Below are 14,997 nucleotides of genomic sequence, written 5' to 3' on the forward strand. Positions count from 1 at the left end.
CCATGGCACGCATGACGATGATCGAAGCCATCCGCGACGCGATGGACGTGATGATGGCGCGCGACGAGCGCGTCGTGGTGTTCGGCGAGGATGTGGGCTATTTCGGCGGCGTGTTCCGCTGCACGGCTGGCCTCCAGCAGAAATACGGAAAGACCCGCTGCTTCGATGCCCCGATCAACGAAGCCGGCATCGTGGGCGCGGCAATCGGCATGGCATCCTACGGGCTTCATCCCTGCATCGAGATCCAGTTCGCCGATTACATGTACCCGGCCTATGACCAGATCGTGTCCGAGGCGGCCCGCCTGCGGTATCGATCGAACGGCGAGTTCACCTGTCCGCTTGTCGTGCGCATGCCGACCGGCGGCGGAATCTTCGGCGGGCAGACCCACAGCCAGAGCCCGGAAGCCCTGTTCACCCATGTGTCGGGATTGAAAACCGTCGTGCCGTCGAATCCTCACGATGCCAAGGGCCTGCTGATCGCCGCCATCGAGGATCCCGATCCCGTGATCTTCCTGGAGCCGAAGCGGCTCTACAACGGACCGTTCGACGGTCACCACGACCGCCCGATCACGCCCTGGTCGAAACACGACCTCGGGGAGGTTCCGAACGGTCATTACACGCTGCCGCTGGGCAAGGCCTCCGTCGTGCGTGAGGGAGCCGCCGTCACCGTGCTGGCTTATGGCACGATGGTGTATGTCGCGCAGGCCGCTGCTGCGGAAACGGGCGTCGATGCGGAGATCATCGATCTGCGCACCCTGCTTCCCCTCGACATGGAGACCATCGTGGCATCCGTGAAGAAGACGGGCCGCTGCGTCGTCGTCCATGAGGCGACGCTCACCTCCGGCTTCGGGGCAGAGCTGGCATCCCTCGTGCAGGAGGCCTGCTTCTTCCAGCTCGAGGCGCCGATTGCCCGCGTGACGGGATGGGACACGCCTTACCCGCACGCGCAAGAATGGGACTACTTCCCGGGACCGGCCCGGGTCGGACGCGCGCTTCTTGAGACGGTGGAGGCCTGACATGAGTGAGCACCTGATCAAGATGCCCGATGTGGGCGAAGGGATTGCCGAGGCCGAACTCGTCGAGTGGCACGTCAAGGTCGGCGATCTCGTGCGCGAGGATGCCCTGCTCGCAGCCGTGATGACCGACAAGGCGACGGTGGAGATTCCTTCCCCCGTCGACGGCGAGGTTCTGTGGCTCGGTGCGGACATCGGCGATGTGGTGGCGATCGGATCGCCCCTCATCCGCCTGAAGACGGGAGACGAGGCAGGTGCTGCCTCCGGCGGCGATGAGGCCGACAAGGCGCCTGAACAGCCGGCACGGCCCAAGGATATCGAAGCTCAGGCCGATGGTGCGGTCAAAACCTCGGAGGCCGTCGTCGAGAAGCAGGCGCGGGAGGCTCCCCGGCCGCAGGCTGTCGCCGTTCCGCAGAGCCCGCCCGTGAGGGCGCACCGCCCATCCGTCCCGCGCGCCGAGGGTGACAAGCCGATCGCCTCTCCGGCCGTCCGGCTGCGGGCCCGCGAGGCCGGGATCGACCTGAGGCAGGTTGCGGGCACCGGCCCCGCCGGCCGGATCACCCATGAGGATCTGGACGCGTTCCTCACCCATGGCCCGCAAGCTGCAAGGGCACCGGGTCTGGCTCAGGACACATCGGTCCAGCACGTCAAGGTGATTGGACTACGCCGCAAGATTGCGGAGAAGATGTCGATCGCGAAATCGCGCATCCCGCACATCACCTATGTCGAAGAGGTGGATGTCACTGCCCTTGAGGACCTACGGACGACTCTCAACGCGAACAAGCGATCCGACAGGCCGAAGCTGACCCTGCTGCCCTTCCTGATGCGCGCGATGGTCAAGGCCATCGCCGAGCAGCCGCATCTGAACGCCATCTATGACGACGAGGCGGGAATCGTTCATCAGCACGGCGGCGTTCATATCGGCATCGCCGCGCAGACCGGTGCGGGCCTGATGGTGCCGGTCGTCCGGCATGCGGAAGCGCGGGACATCTGGAGCTGCGCCACGGAGCTGACCCGTCTGACCGAGGCTGCCAAGGCCGGCCTCGCCACCCGCGAGGAGCTGAGCGGCTCGACGATCACCATCACGTCGCTCGGCGCGATGGGCGGCATCGTCACGACCCCGGTGATCAATCATCCGGAGGTTGCCATCATCGGCGTCAACAAGATGGTGGTGCGACCCGTCTGGGACGGCTCCACGTTCATTCCCCGCAAGATGATGAACCTGTCCTCCAGTTTCGATCACCGGATCATCGACGGCTGGGACGCGGCGGTCTTCGTGCAGCGCATCAAGACGCTGCTGGAGACCCCTGCAATGATCTTCGTGGAGGCTTGACGTTATGAAGGATATCTCCTGCAAGCTCCTCGTCATCGGAGCCGGGCCGGGCGGCTATGTGTGCGCCATTCGCGCCGGACAGCTCGGCATCGACACGGTCATCGTGGAGGAAAGAAAGCCGGGCGGAACCTGTCTCAATGTGGGCTGCATCCCATCCAAGGCGCTCATCCATGCGGCTGAGGAATACGACCGGGTCGTTCATCTCGCATCGGGCGCGAACCCGCTCGGGATCAGAACGACGAAGCCCGAGCTCGATCTGTCGCAAACCATCGCCTGGAAAGACACCGTTGTCAGCCGGCTGAACAGCGGCGTGTCCGGCCTCCTCAAGAAGTCCAAGGTCAAGATGGTCCAGGGCCGGGCGCGGTTTCGCGACGGCAGGACGGTCGAGGTGGAAACGGAGACCGGCCGGCAGATCATCCGTGCCGAGAATGTGGTGATCGCCACCGGATCGGCGCCCGTCGAACTCTCCAGCCTTCCCTTCGGCGGACCCGTGATCTCCTCAACTGAGGCGCTCTCGCTCACGTCTGTGCCGGAGCAGCTGGTGGTGGTCGGCGGCGGCTATATCGGTCTCGAGCTTGGGACAGCCTTTGCCAAGATGGGCACGAAGGTGACCGTCGTCGAGGCGCAGGCACGCATCCTGCCGCAATACGATGCGGAGCTCACCCGGCCGGTCTCCAAGAGGCTGCAGGCTCTCGGCATCGAGGTCATGACGCGCGCAAAAGCCAAGGGCCTGGCGAAAGGCGGCAGCGCCCTGCTGGTGGAAAGCGAGAGCGGATCCGAGGTGACGCTTGCGGCCGACAGGATCCTCGTCACGGTGGGCCGGCGGCCGGTCACGCAGGGGTGGGGCAGGGAGGAGCTCGTTCTCGACATGGACGGCCCCTTCATCCGGATCGACGAGAAATGCCAGACCTCGATGCGGGGCATCTATGCCATCGGTGACGTCACGGGTGAGCCGATGCTGGCCCACCGTGCCATGGCGCAGGGCGAGATGGTGGCCGAGATCGTCGCGGGTCACAGGCGGCTCTGGGACAAGCGGGCCATCCCGGCGGTGTGCTTCACCGATCCTGAGATCGTGGCCGTCGGCATGACCCCAGACGAAGCGCAGAAGATCGGCAGCGAGGTGCGCATCGGCCAGTTTCCCTTCGCGGCCAACGGGCGCGCCATGACGAAGCTCGGCGAGGAGGGCTTCGTGCGCGTGGTGGCCCGCGCGGACAATCACCTGGTCCTCGGCATCCAGGCCGTTGGGCAGGGCGTGTCCGAGCTCTCCGCCGCCTTCGGCCTTGCGGTCGAGATGGGGGCACGTCTTGAGGACATCGCCGGCACGATCCACGCACACCCCACTCAGGGCGAAGCGTTCCAGGAGAGTGCGCTGAAGTCGCTCGGGCGTGAGCTCCATATCTGAGAGCGGCGGGCGGTTCCTGACCGCCCCTCTCATCTACCCTGGAGGTGCAATCCTGTAGGCCTCGATAGCGCCCTTGCCCTTGATGAGAACAGGTCCCAAGGGAGCGGCATCGACACGCGTCCGGATACGTTCCCAGGCGATGGCGCTCAGATTGATGCCGCTGTGTCTGCCGTGTCCGGCGAGCCGCGCGGCGACATTCACTGTGTCCCCCCAGATATCGAAGCTGAATTTCTGCCGCCCGACGACGCCGGCAACGACGGGCCCAATGTGGATGCCGACGCGAACATCCCAAGGCAGAGGCAGGTCACGGGCGGATGCGATGGTCGACATCGCACATTTGACGCTTGCCATCACCGGATCCGGATTGTGCAGGAGCAGGCCGGCCGTGGCGAGAAACCCGTCGCCGACGGTTTTGATCTTCTCGAGGCCGTGCTGCGAGGCGATGTCCTCGAAGGTCGAGGCGTAGACGTGAAGGTTCGCGACGATCTCCTCCGGCGCGAGGAGATCGCAATAGGCCGTGAACCCCACGATGTCGGCGAAGAACACCACCACGTCCTCATGCCGGCGCGGCGTCACGGCCTGGAACTGCTCGAGCTCGTCCACAGCCTGCGAGGGCAGGATGGCATGGAGGAGGGCCTCGGCCCGGCGCCGCTGGCGGTCGATCTCGGCCAGATAGTTGAGCTCTTGGTCATGCAGCCTCTTCTTGTCGAGGCACGCTCCCACGCGCGCTCGCAGCAGCGCCGGGTTGAAGGGCTTGGGCAGGTAGTCCTCGGCTCCGAGCTCGATGCAGCGCACCACGCTCTCGAACTCCGACAGGGCGGAGATCATCAGGACCGGAATGTCCCGCGTGGACGGATTCGTCTTGAGGTGCCTCAGGACCTCGTAGCCGTTGATCTCGGGCATCATGATGTCGAGAAGAACGAGGTCGAAGCGCTCCCGGGCAATGCGGTCGAGCGCCTCGCGCCCGTTCTCGGCCGTCGTCAGGTCGGTCCAGCCCTCCCGCTGCAGCCTGCGCGTCAGCGTGTACCGGTTGTCCTCGTTGTCATCCACCACGAGGATGCGCACCCCGGCATCGGTCATGGCAGGCCCCGCTTCCGGACGAGGGCATCGATCTTCCCGAGCAGCCTTTCGAAAACAACCGGCTTGGTATCGTAATCGTCGCAGCCGGCATCCAGCGCCTTGTCCCGGTCTCCCGGCATCGTGTGTGCGGACAGTGCGAGAATGGGGATATCCTTCGTGTCTGGCAAGTGCTTCAACTGGCGCGTTGCCGCCCAGCCATCGAGAGCGGGAAGGCCGAGATCCATCAGGATGAGATCCGGTCTCTCGCGGATGGCCATATCGATACCCTGCGCGCCATCCGAGGCAATGCTGACTTCGAAGCCGTGCCGCGTGAGACGCTGTGTCAGCATGTAGATATTGTCCTCATTGTCCTCGATGTAGAGAATTCTGGTCACATTCGCTCCTGGTGCTCCAGTCGGCCGAGCCGCAGACAATCCGCGATGACGTCCCGCAAAGTGGCGAGAACCTCATCCCGGTCGCCCAGCTTTTTGCGCAGGATTCTTCGAATGCCCCCACTCAGGCGCCGCTGGGCCTCCTCGTCCACGTCGGCAGCCGTCAGCACGATGAGAGGAATATGCCGCGCCTCCTCGTTGCGGTGGATCTCGTCGACGAATTCGAATCCGTCCATCTCCGGCATGATCAGGTCGAGGAGGATGATATCGGGCTTGACGAGCGGAAGTCGCTCCAGGGCAACCCGCCCGTTCTCGGCCTCGGCCACTTCCCATCCGCCCTCGCGCAAGATCCGGGCAAGCCAACCCCGCGTGTGTGCGTCATCCTCCACGATCAGAACCCGAGAATTCGCTTGATCCGTTCGGCAGGTAGCGAGCGCCTTCAGGAGGAACTCGCGATTGACCGGCTTCGTCAGATAGGCGGCGGCCCCAAGGGCATATGCCTGGTTCTCCTCGTCGACGATGGTGACCATGATGACTGGAACATCCTGAAGTTCCGGATCGCGCTTCAACTGCTGGAGGGTGCTCCAGCCGTCGAGGCCCGGCATCAGGACATCCAGGGTAATCACCGAAGGCTGCATCTCTCGGGCGATCTCGACGCCTTGCTGGCCGCTCTCCGCCGTCGCCACTTCGAAGCCCTCACGCATCAGGATCTGGCGCAGGATCTCCCGCGATGTGGCCTCGTCATCGATGATCAGGGCGCGTTTCCCTCGTCCGAGAGGTTGCGAGATCACCGCGGTGCTTCCTGTGCCGGGGCGTACTCTGGGAGGGCCTAACACCCCGCCCGCCGGCAGGGAAACCGTAAAGGTGCTGCCGACACCCACAACGCTTTGCACGGTGATGTCTCCGCCCATGACACGGCAAAGCCGCCGACTGATGGCAAGGCCGAGCCCGGTTCCTCCGAACTTGCGTGTCGTCGTGCTGTCCGCTTGGCTGAACTCCTGGAACAGCTTGTCGCGCTGCTCCCCTGTCATGCCGATGCCTGTGTCGTGAACCGCGATGGTGATCATGTCTCCCCCTCGGTTCATGGTTCGGGAGGCCTTTATCGTGACGGTTCCCTCTCTCGTGAACTTGCAGGCATTGCTCAGCAGATTGAGCAAAACCTGTCGCAGGCGCACAGGATCAGTCTGCATCCTGCCGATATCCGGCGCGATCTCGACCTTGAGTTGGTTGCTGTTCCTTCTCGAAAGCGCCTCAGCCGTCATGGCCGATTCCGTGATCAGGGCATGAAGATCGATCTCTTCCGGGTGGAGCTCCAGCTTGCCCGCCTCGATCTTGGCAAGGTCGAGGATCTCATTGATCAGCGCCAGGAGATGCGTGCCCGCATGGCGAATCCTGTCCAGCGGCTCCACCAGCGGCTCATCTCCTGTCTCCTCGGCCTCGTCCTTGAGCATCTCCGTGATGCCGATGATGGCGTTCAGCGGCGTCCTCAACTCATGACTCATGTTCGTGAGAAACTGACTCTTCGCCCGCGTCGCTGCCATGGCCTCGTCGCGGGCAAGCTCAAGCTGCGCAGCATGGTGCTTGATTTCAGTGATGTCGGTGTAGACCGCGACGGTCCCGCCTCCTGCGATCCTGCGCTCGCAGACCTGGATCCATCGATTGCCATCGCGGTGCTGGATCTCGGCTGCGACCGGGTTTCTGTGCCGCGCCAGCCTCTCGGCGACCCAGGTATCGACCCGTCCCTTCGCTTCCAGGATAAGGCCTCGCTCCGCCGCGCGTCGGATCACCGTCTCAAAAGGCGTTCCGGGCTCCATGGGAACGTCGGATCCAGGATAAAGAAGCTCCTCGTAGCGGCTGTTGCACAGGATGAGGCGATCCTCGGCATCGTAGAGAGCAAAGCCCTCGTTGATGCTCTCGATGGCATCGATCAGCCGCTGCCGGGCGTCGGCGACCTCGCGCAGGTTCTTCTCTTCGACTTCGATTGCCGTGTCGCGGAAGACAGCGAGAGCCTGTGCCATCTGGCCGATCTCATCTCTTCCGTCCCTTGGCAAAGGTGCGCGAAGATTGCCTCCGGCGATTGCCAGCATGCTGTTGCTCAGGTTCTGCAACCGCGCAATGAGATTGCGATCCACATAGAGCCAGACGATGAGCAGCGAACTCAGAAGGCTGAGGGACACGACGCTCAACAGAATGTTCCTGCCGATGCGCTGAGCCGTCAAAGCCTCGTCGCTTGCGGCGCGAATGTCGCCGCGAGCCGTGGCCACAAGGCCATCGACTGCTTTCGTCAGTTCTGCGGAAAGACCGGCATTCTCTGCAAGAAGCCGTTCGGCATCCTCGACAAGGATGAGCTCGGTCCTGCGCGCGGACAGGATGCTATCCTGCCCGTCAGTCAAACGGGCGAAGTCTGAGATACGCTGATCGAAACGGGACCGCAGGCGGGGATCCGCCAGCTCGGAAGCAATCTGGCGCAAGGCCGACAGAGAGCGATTGAGAGGGAAATTCATGACCGGGATGTCGGCGGGCTTCTCGGCGAGGGAGGCCTTGAGCAAGCCGTCGCTGATCGAGGCGAACTCGAGTTGTGCCTTCTGCATCAGAAGATTTTCGGCAATCTCCTGTACAATCACCGAAGGAGGTTGCGGAAAGCCGGCGGTCGTCTGCTCGCCACGGTCGATGCGACGGGAGGCCGCGAACTTGGCATCCAAGACCACAAGGGCAGGGGCGACCAGGCGCTGCGCCGCGACCGTTGCATTCGACAGATGCTGGACCAGCGCATCCTTCTGCGCCGCTACGGCAAGGCGTCCTGCCACAAGACCAGCAAGCGCTGTCAGGTTGCGTCGCAATCCCGCGACAGCGGGCTCCATGGCGGCGACCGTGGCGGAGTCGACCTCGCTCCGGATCTGGGCGAGCAGAGCTTCGAGAAGCTCGACTTCCGCCGTAATGGCGGCAGATATCTCCCGGTACTGTGCCTGCGAGCGGGCTGTAAGAAGCGTTGGCGCTGCAGCAACGGTGCGTTCGGCTTGCCGCGAAAGATCGAGGGCCGCCAGAGCGGAGGGCACGCGCTGCTCCGTGATCTGCTCGATCACATGGGCCATTTGGCGGAAAGCATAGGTTCCGGTGGCCGCAGCCAGCACCGCAAAGGCGCTTATGCCGAGAAAAGCAAGAAGCAAGCGCCAGCGGACACTCAGGTGGAAGGGCATGCTGACAGGGGCAGAGCCCCTTCCTCATTCCAGGGGCACATAGTGACCGCTCCGCCAGATGAACCATTCGAAGCCGGGTTGCCGCACGTCGCCCTTGGCATCGAAGCTGATCCGCCCGAGAATGGTTTCGAACTCGTTCGAACGAAGGGCGCTTATCACGGCTTGGGACTCGATAGAGCCCGCCTTCGCGACTGCCTGAGCCCAGGCCTGAACGGCGCCGTAGCTATAGAGGGTGTAGCCTTCGGGCTCGAAACCCTTTTGCCGAAAGCGCTCGACGAGGGAGGCCGCACCGGGAGTTCGGCGCGGGTCGCGGAACGAGGTGAAGACCGTCCCTTCGCCGGCCTCACCTGTCACCTGGATGAAGGCCTCGCTCGCGATGCTGTCGCCGGACACCAGTTGAAGATTGTACCCCTGCTCGCGTGCATTGCGGATCAGGATGGCTGCTTCCCGGTAATATCCGGCGAAATAGGCAACGTGAATTCCGGCAGCCTGCAACTTCGCAACGAGGGACGAGAAGTCGCTCAGGCCGGGATCAAGTTCGTCATAGAGCGTCTCGACGCCGCCATTGTTGCGGAGGTGACGTTGAGTTTCCTCGGTCAGCCCTTTGCCATAGATCGAGCCATCGCTCAGAATGGCGATCCTGATGTCCTGCCCTTGCGCTGCGAGATAGGCTCCCGCTATCGCGCCCTGCTGGTCGTCCCTCCCGCAAATGCGAAAGACGTTGGAGCGGCCCTCTTCCGTCAGTCGTGGGCTGGTTGAGGCCGGCGTCATCTGGATAATCCCGGCTCTTTCATAGATGCCGGCTGCCGGGATGGAAGCGCCCGAACATTGGTGCCCGACGACGAAGGATACCTTTTCGGCTACAAGCTTGTGAGCCGCCGCAGTCGCCTGGCCGCTGTCGCAGGCGTCGTCGACGGAGATGAGCCTCAGCTTCTGGCCGAGCACGCCGCCGGCGGCGTTGATGTCTCCGATGGCCAGCTCCACGCCCTGTTGCTGCTGCTCGCCCTGGTACGCATTGGGACCGGTAAGGGCTCCTGCCATGCCGATCAGGATCTCAGCACCAGCCGAACTGGCCTTCACCATCGCAAAGGCGATGGCCGCAGCGAGACTCAACAGTTTTCGTTCCATGGCGAGCCTCCCGCCACTGAGCTGCATCAACGTCTTCGGAGCGCCTGCCCGCCGCAGAACATCGATCTCGCTATAACGGACCAGATTTGCCTTGGCTGAACGTTCGCAGCAGATCAGGCCCTGCTGCAAGACAAAACAAGTCTTCCGCTGCGAGTGATCGCTGGCGCTCCAGCCTGCATCTTAATCGATACGGTAGCTGGGGTCGATTCATGAATAATCGCGATGCTGCCCTCAGGGGGGCTATAAGGGAATACGCCACAAGAGGTGCAGCAGGGTCCATCAGAGCCGACCATCTGTTGACATTGTTACAGTCGACGTTGATGGATGGAGGAAAGTCACCCATGAAGTTACATCTCTGCCGAGACCAGCAAAAGCCAACATCATGAGTCGGATCCTGAACCTGAACCATCTCGCGAGCTTAGAGCCTGCCATAGCTCGGCCGAATTACCGTCGTGCAGAGCTCCGGGCCGGAATCCTCCACATCGGCATCGGAAACTTCCACCGCGCCCATCAGGCGGTGTATTTGGATGACCTGTTCAATGCAGGCAAGGATCGTGACTGGGCGCTGATCGGCGCAGGCATCCGCTCAAGTGATAAGGCGATGCGACAAGCGCTCGAGTCTCAGGATTGGCTCACCACCGTGGTGGAACTCGAGCCCGGAGCCAATCATGCTCGGGTCACTGGTGCGATGGTCGATTTCGTCCCCATTGGAGAGGATGGTCGCGCGATCATCCAAGCCCTCGACGATCCGGCATTGCGCATCGTCTCGCTCACCATCACGGAGGGAGGATACTGCATCGATCCGGGCACAGGAGCTTTCAATCCCGAGCACCCGGATATCGTGCATGATGCTGCCCACCTGCAGACGCCTAAGAGCGTCTTCGGAGTGATCTTGGAAGCCCTGAAGCGCCGCCGGGATGAAGGTCTCGCGCCCTTCACGATCATGTCGTGCGACAACATTCCTCACAACGGGAATGTCGCGAGGGAGGCCGTTGCTGGCCTTGCGGACCTGATCGACCCGTCTCTCGCAGCTTATGTGCGCGAGCAGGTGGCCTTTCCCAGCAGCATGGTCGACCGGATCACGCCGGCAACCACGGACAGGGAGCGCACCGCACTGGTCGAGCGCTTCGGCGTGCAGGACAACTGGCCCGTTTTCTGCGAGCCGTTTCGTCAGTGGGTGCTGGAGGATCACTTCCCCTCCGGTCGTCCGGCACTGGAGGAAGTCGGCGTTACCTTCACGCCCCATGTAGCGGCCTTCGAATTGATGAAGCTGCGCCTTCTCAATGGCGGACATGCGGCCATCGCCTATCCGGCCGCTCTTCTGGGCATTCACTTCGTCCATGAGGCCATGGAGGATCCGCTGGTGCGCGGCTTCCTCGACAAGCTTGAGACGGAGGAGATCATTCCCTGCGTGCCGCCTGTCCCTGGGGTCGATCTCCAGGACTACTACCGGCTGATCGCCCGCCGCTTCAGCAATCCCGATGTCGGGGACACGATTCCGCGTCTTGCTCAGGACGGCTCCAACCGGCAGCCTAAGTTCATCCTGCCCTCGACCCGTGACCGGCTGAAGGCCGGCGGCGATGTCGCCGGGCTGGCCCTCGTGTCGGCCCTGTGGTGCCGCTACTGCGCGGGCCATGACGATCAGGGCCGGCCCTTTGCCCTCGACGACACGAATGCTGGCCGCCTGCAACCGGCCGCCTTGGCTGCACGGGAGGACGCCTCCTCGTTCCTGAACCTGACGGACATTTTCGGCGACCTCTCCAGGAACCCGGTCTTCCGCTCCCGGTTCGAGGTGGCGCTGAGCAGGCTCTGGCGCGAGGGCACCCGCGCAACCCTGCAGGCCTATCTCGGCGGGGGGCTCTGATACATCGGGAGCAACCTGCTTCCAATGGATCAGGAAACTCCTACCAGACGTCTTTCAGTCCGCGCGCCTCAAGGCATGCTGGGGCGCACGTTGACCCGCGATTGTGCGACAGGTGTTTCGTCGGCCTGAGGTGCGCACAGGTTTGCGGCCTGCAAAAGTCCGCTTCCATAGGTCTTGTCGCGGCCCGGCTTGCCTAAATCCATTGCGTTGCTTTCGAGAGCAGCCTCAAGGTCGGCCGGGTTCAAGGTTGTGTTGGACGCGTGCAGGACTGCGGCAGCGGCGGAGATGAATGGCACGGCATAGGATGTACCGCTTTTTGTCGTTCCGCCTCCGCCCGGCGCGGCAACCCACAGGTCCACTCCGGGCGCAGCAAGGTCGATGTAGTCGCCCTGGGTCGCGCGGCGATAGACATCGCGCTTGTTGTCGACGGCCGTGACGGCGATCACTCCCGGATAGGCGGCCGGATAGGACGGCTCCGCGCCCGCCCCGTTGTTCCCTGCGGCCGCGATGATGGTCATGCCCTTCGCTTGCGCGGATGCAATGGCTCTCCTGAGCACCTCGTTGGGTGGGCCGGACAGGCTCATGTTGACGACGCGTACGTTTCTCTCCGCCAAGGCCTCCAGAGCCATGACGAGTGCCGTCACATCCGTTCGATCCGCCGTTCCCCCATCGCGATAGAAGGCATCCACCGCCAGAATGCGTGCTTCGGGCAGAAGGCCTGGAGCGCCGCTTCCGCTTCGTCCAACGAGAAGAGCCGCCACAGCCGTGCCGTGGTCGCGCTGAGAGGGATTGCCGCGAAGTTGTAGTCCGGAAACGATCTCGATCGACTGGCCCTGCAGTGCCTCATGTTCGCGGTCGATGCCCGTATCGATGAGGCCGATTGTTGGCACCGGACCACATTGTTTGGTGGCCGGCAGGTTCCAGCCTACGAGGGAAACGGCCTCGCAGCCAGCGCCGGTGCAGCCTTCAGCCCCATCCGTATAGTAGAAATGATCGAAATCGGCGGTAGCCCCTGCATCGGCGACGCGCACGACACGCTGAGCCTGAGCAAGCGACATGCCCCTTGGCGGAATAAGCCGCACCACGCTCGCGAGGGTGCCCTTGGTCTGCCTCTCGGCCTGAAAGCCCTGCGTCCTCAGGCGGTTCAGGCTCTCCGATGTAAGGCCGACAGCCACGATCGAGCGCGATGCCTGTCTGGGCTTGGGAAGGGTTTGATCTGCTGCCGAGTTCGCCGTCTGGGCTCTGGCCTGGGGCGGTATGGTGCCAGGAGGGCTGGGGGGCTTCGCGGCGGCTGACGCGGCCTTGCTGGGAGCGGGCGCTGTCTTGCCTGTCCGGGTCGCCTTCTGCGATGAGGCCGGCTTGGATTTCGCGGATCGAGCAGGTGTGCTTTTCGGGGTGCTCTTTGGGGCCAGAACCCTCTCGATGGCTCTGACAGGAGCCGTTGCGACGGGGCGAAGGCTGTTCGTGATCGCTCCTAAGACGCCCGGCAGCCCTCCAGGGGTTGCGGGACGTGATGCGCGGCTGTTCTCCGATGCATTTCCTTGGGCGGATGAGTTGCCTCTGCCTGAGGCTCCGCCGGCGTTCGAGGATTCGCTTTGGCCTGAGGATCTGCCTTGACTGGCGCCCTCATTGCCGCCACCCCTGCCGTTGCCGTTGCCGTTGCCGTTGCCGTTGCCGTTGCCGTTGCCGTTGCCGTTGCCGTTGCCTCCCGAAGAGTTTCCGGCCCCCCCGGCATTGCCGTTTGCATTGCCGTTGTTGCCTGGACCTCCCTGGCCGCCTGCATTGCCGCCGCCACGATCGCCAGCATTGCCGCTGTTTCCGCGATCCCCGGAATTGCCGCTATTGCCTCGGTCTCCTGCATTCCCGCTGTTGCCGGAGTTCCCTGGAGACCCGCCGTCTCCCCGTCCGGCTCCATTCCCGCCCCCGTTCCCCCCATTGCCATTGCCGCCGCCGTTCCCATTGCCGCCATCGTTGCCGGGCTTGGCCATGACTGGAACGTCGGTGAGAGCCAATCCGATACCTTCTCCAAGGCCAAATTGGATCTTGGTTGGACAGGCAATGGCAACACAGGATGCCAGCACCAGCAGGGAGCGTCGTTTCGATGTCATCATCCCGGCTCGCCAATGCGCCGCAACAGGGCCCTTGTTCCCTCAGTGGCTCTTTAGGTCCACTGAACATGAGATAACGGTCAAGACGCCAGCTTGTTTCAGAAGCGCTCAAAGTTCATGAGGCTTCTGGAGTGTCCAGTAAGTTGCGGCTGTTCAGGATCGATTCGGCGCTTTCATAAGCTTAGAGATGTCGCGGGCGCCACTATGATAATGATGAGAGTCGTTTGCCGCGAGCGCATTGTTCGTGATTGTCGATGAATATTAGAGAGCGGTCCTGTTCATCCTGCGTTCATCAATCTTAATAGGCAATCAGCTCCGTGATATGAGATGATTGCTTGGAAACTACTTGGAGTATAGCGCGTTGTCGGTTGCCGGGTGGTAATCCCGAAGCAATATTCAGGAGTCAGATCATGTCGAAGAAGATCCTTCTCACCAGCGTCGTTCTCGCTGCTCTCGCCCCTGCCGCGGCCTTTGCGCAGTCCGGCGGTGCCGCTGCAGGTGCTGCCTCGGGTGCGGTCGGCGGCGCGATCGTCGGCGGCCCTGTCGGCGCGGCCGTGGGTGGCGTTACCGGTGCCATCGTGGGCGGCATTGCCGACCAGCAGCAGCCGGAGTTCCGTCAGTACGTGACGACTCAGAGCGTGCCGTCCTATACCTACAAGGAAGAGGTGCGTGTCGGCGCGACCCTGCCGGAGTCCGGTGTGACGCTCCATGAGGTTCCGGCCCAGTACAAAGTGAAGGGCTATCGCTATACCGTCGTGAACAACACCCCGGTTCTTGTCGAGCCGGGCACCCGCAAGATCGTGCAGGTCATCCGCTAAGTATCATCGGCTCTGGTGTTGAGTTTAGGGCGGCCTTCGGGCCGCCCTTTCATTTTGATTTGCCAAGGAGGCGTCCTGCTCATCACCTCGATCAAAGCCGCCTCCTCTTGAGGTTGGAATAAAACGACTAGCTTTCCCGTTATGGTTCTATCAGGTCACGCGGAGCAGGAATGGCAACAGCCATAGGACAGGAACTCGTGGCGCTTCTACCGAGGCTCCGACGCTTTGCGCTGGTGCTCTGCCGCTCGCAGCCCCTTGCGGACGATCTTGTTCAAGGGGCCTGTGAACGCGCCCTTGCCAAGGCGGACAGCTGGACGCCGGGCACCCGGTTCGATGCATGGATGTTCCGAATCCTCCGCAATCATTGGATTGATCATCTGAGAAGAATGAGAGCCGAAGGCATGATGGAAGACGTGGAGACGCAGACGCAGTTGGTTGGTGATCCTGGCGAGGAGCCTATCATGAGCAGGCTGGCCTTGGCCGAAGTTCAGCGGGCCATCGATGGCCTGCCGCAGGAGCAGCGGGAGGTGCTTGCTTTGGTGTGCGGAGAGGATCTCACCTACCGGGAAGCTGCGGAGGTGCTGAACGTCCCCGTCGGGACGATCATGAGCCGTCTGGCCCGGGCCAGGAAGCGACTGGTCGAAGTAACGGCGGCTGCCTGAGGGCACATAAGATGAGAGTGG

The 14,997-nt window shown here is 63.0% G+C and carries 12 protein-coding genes; 7 read left to right on the forward strand and 5 right to left on the reverse strand.

Going from position 1 to position 14,997, the window contains the following annotated elements; genetic code table 11:
* Window positions 1-2: 2 nt before the first annotated feature.
* From MA07_RS26045 to lpdA, 3 genes are read left to right on the forward strand one after another with little or no spacing between them, the layout of a single operon-like run.
* Entirely contained in the window at window positions 3-1,016 is a 1,014-nt protein-coding gene (locus MA07_RS26045) for an alpha-ketoacid dehydrogenase subunit beta (protein WP_036359017.1), read from the forward strand.
* A 1-nt stretch (window position 1,017) separates the two neighbouring features.
* Window positions 1,018-2,346: a dihydrolipoamide acetyltransferase family protein gene (locus tag MA07_RS26050; RefSeq protein WP_036359020.1), complete on the forward strand. Its 1,329-nt coding sequence runs from the start codon at window positions 1,018-1,020 to the stop codon at window positions 2,344-2,346.
* A gap of 4 nt (window positions 2,347-2,350) precedes the next feature.
* Window positions 2,351-3,748, forward strand: a complete 1,398-nt coding sequence (gene lpdA, locus MA07_RS26055) for a dihydrolipoyl dehydrogenase (RefSeq protein WP_036359022.1) — start codon at window positions 2,351-2,353, stop codon at window positions 3,746-3,748.
* A gap of 33 nt (window positions 3,749-3,781) precedes the next feature.
* On the opposite strand, the gene MA07_RS26060 is transcribed toward lpdA, so the two are convergent.
* Genes MA07_RS26060 through MA07_RS26075 form a run of 4 tightly spaced genes read right to left on the reverse strand, consistent with a single transcriptional unit; the run spans window position 3,782 to window position 9,524 of the window.
* Window positions 3,782-4,828, reverse strand: coding sequence for an adenylate/guanylate cyclase domain-containing protein (locus MA07_RS26060; protein ID WP_036359024.1), 1,047 nt, complete (start codon window positions 4,826-4,828; stop codon window positions 3,782-3,784).
* Complete coding sequence (locus MA07_RS26065) at window positions 4,825-5,202, reverse strand: response regulator (RefSeq protein ID WP_036359025.1); 378 nt, start codon at window positions 5,200-5,202, stop codon at window positions 4,825-4,827. The genes MA07_RS26060 and MA07_RS26065 overlap by 4 nt, the downstream gene beginning before the upstream one ends.
* Window positions 5,199-8,366, reverse strand: a complete 3,168-nt coding sequence (locus MA07_RS28210; protein ID WP_160195499.1) for a response regulator — start codon at window positions 8,364-8,366, stop codon at window positions 5,199-5,201. Before MA07_RS28210 ends, MA07_RS26065 begins: the two co-directional genes overlap by 4 nt.
* A gap of 54 nt (window positions 8,367-8,420) precedes the next feature.
* On the reverse strand, window positions 8,421-9,524 hold the full coding sequence (locus tag MA07_RS26075) for a branched-chain amino acid ABC transporter substrate-binding protein (protein ID WP_036359290.1): 1,104 nt from the start codon (window positions 9,522-9,524) through the stop codon (window positions 8,421-8,423).
* Between the two features lie 382 nt (window positions 9,525-9,906).
* Here MA07_RS26075 and MA07_RS26080 point away from each other — a divergent pair, with 382 nt between their 5' ends.
* Window positions 9,907-11,388 carry a mannitol dehydrogenase family protein gene (locus MA07_RS26080; RefSeq protein WP_036359026.1) on the forward strand — a complete coding sequence of 494 codons (1,482 nt, stop codon included), beginning with the start codon at window positions 9,907-9,909 and terminating at the stop codon, window positions 11,386-11,388.
* Window positions 11,389-11,456: 68 nt separating this feature from the next.
* On the opposite strand, the gene MA07_RS29260 is transcribed toward MA07_RS26080, so the two are convergent.
* Window positions 11,457-12,563 carry a S8 family serine peptidase gene (locus tag MA07_RS29260; RefSeq protein ID WP_081929170.1) on the reverse strand — a complete coding sequence of 369 codons (1,107 nt, stop codon included), beginning with the start codon at window positions 12,561-12,563 and terminating at the stop codon, window positions 11,457-11,459.
* 438 nt (window positions 12,564-13,001) lie between these two features.
* On the opposite strand from MA07_RS29260, the gene MA07_RS29825 reads away from it, so the two are divergent.
* The 3 genes from MA07_RS29825 (at window position 13,002) to MA07_RS26095 (ending at window position 14,976) form a co-directional block, all read left to right on the forward strand.
* On the forward strand, window positions 13,002-13,553 hold the full coding sequence (locus MA07_RS29825) for a hypothetical protein (RefSeq protein WP_152569027.1): 552 nt from the start codon (window positions 13,002-13,004) through the stop codon (window positions 13,551-13,553).
* Between the two features lie 353 nt (window positions 13,554-13,906).
* Complete coding sequence (locus tag MA07_RS26090) at window positions 13,907-14,314, forward strand: DUF1236 domain-containing protein (protein ID WP_036359027.1); 408 nt, start codon at window positions 13,907-13,909, stop codon at window positions 14,312-14,314.
* 170 nt (window positions 14,315-14,484) lie between these two features.
* Window positions 14,485-14,976 (forward strand): RNA polymerase sigma factor, encoded by a 492-nt coding sequence (locus tag MA07_RS26095; protein WP_036359030.1) that lies wholly within the window; start codon window positions 14,485-14,487, stop codon window positions 14,974-14,976.
* Window positions 14,977-14,997 lie beyond the last annotated feature (21 nt).

The organism is Microvirga sp. BSC39, from assembly GCF_000739015.1.
In the GTDB taxonomy this organism is placed as follows: Bacteria; Pseudomonadota; Alphaproteobacteria; order Rhizobiales; family Beijerinckiaceae; genus Microvirga.